1 protein-coding gene and 1 other annotated feature are annotated in these 1,350 nt (G+C 66.4%); the gene reads left to right on the forward strand.

Going from position 1 to position 1,350, the window contains the following annotated elements:
* Positions 1-54 precede the first annotated feature (54 nt).
* Positions 55-1,319, forward strand: a protein-coding gene (locus JD276_RS15675; RefSeq protein WP_233615815.1) for an IS3 family transposase whose coding sequence is annotated in 2 segments (ribosomal slippage) — positions 55-358 and positions 358-1,319 — 1,266 coding nt in all. Because the reading frame shifts where the segments join, the coding sequence is not laid out codon by codon here.
* Positions 354-488, forward strand: a sequence feature (AL1L pseudoknot). Its footprint overlaps the gene before it by 135 nt.
* Positions 1,320-1,350: the final 31 nt, after the last annotated feature.

Raw genomic sequence — 1,350 nt, forward strand, 5'->3', positions numbered from 1 at the left:
TGAAGCGCCCTGGGTTTGTTGGAGGCTCCCGACCTTGGAAACGAGGATGGAGTTATGCCGAAGGAACTGGCGAATGGGAAGCCGACGACGCGTCGGTACTCGGTCGAGGAGAAGGCCGCCGCGGTGCGGATGGTGAGGACGCTGCGTGCGGAGCTCGGTGTCACGCAAGGGACGGTCCAGCGCGTCGCGACGCAACTCGGTTACGGTGTTGAGTCCGTGCGGATGTGGGTGAAGCAGGCCGACATCGATGACGGTGTCACTGCCGGCGTGAGCAGCGCGGAGGCGCAGCGGGTGCGTGAGCTCGAGCAGGAGAACCGGGAGTTGCGGCGGGCCAACGAGGTGCTGAAGCGGGCGGCGTTTTTCTTCGGGGCGGAGCTCGACCGCCACTACCGGAAGTAGTCGCGTTCGTCGACGCGAACAAGGACGATCTTGTGGACGGTCGCCGGCTCGGAGTCGAGCTCATCTGCAGGCTGCTGCAGGTGGCTCCGAGTAGTTACTACGCTGCCAAGACCCGCACGCCGTCCGCCCGCGCGGTGCGGGACGAGGAGCTGATCCCCCAGCTGGTCGAACTCTGGGAGACCAACTACTGCGTCTACGGGGTCCGCAAGCTCTGGAAAGCTGCCCGCCGCGCGGGGATCATGATCGGCCGCGACCAGACCGCCCGGTTGATGCGCGCTGCGGGGATCGAGGGCGCGCGGCGGTCGAAGCGGGTCAAGACGACGAGGCCGGATCCGGCGTCGGCGCGGCACCCGGACCTGGTGAAGCGGGAGTTCACCGCGAGCGCCCCGAACCGGCTCTGGGTAACGGATCTGACGTTCGTGCCGACCTGGGCCGGTGTCGCGTACGTGTGCTTCATCATCGACGCGTTCAGCAGGATGATCGTCGGGTGGCGGGTCGCGTCGCACATGCGAACCGAGATGGTCCTCGACGCGATCGAGATGGCCCGCTGGTCCAGAGGCCACCACCACGCCGGCCTGCGATGTCACAGCGATGCGGGGTCTCAGTTCACCTCCATTCGCTACGGCGAACGCCTCGCGGAAATCGGCGCCACGCCGTCGATTGGAACCGTCGGGGACAGCTACGACAACGCCCTGGCCGAGACGGTGAACGGCTACTACAAGGCCGAACTCGTCCGCGGACCCGCACGCACAGGGCCATGGAAGACGGTCGAGGATCTCGAGCTCGCGACGCTCGGCTGGGTGCACTGGCACAACACGCAGCGCCTCCACGGCTACCTCGGCGACGTCCCGCTCGCAGAGTTCGAGAACGCGTTCTATGCTGTCCCCAACGACCACAACCTGCTGGTCGGAATCAAATAGCGCGAGTCTCCATCAGACCCAGGGCGCTTCA

Origin of the sequence: Leucobacter chromiisoli (assembly GCF_016522505.1) — a bacterium.
GTDB lineage: Bacteria > Actinomycetota > Actinomycetes > Actinomycetales > Microbacteriaceae > Leucobacter > Leucobacter chromiisoli.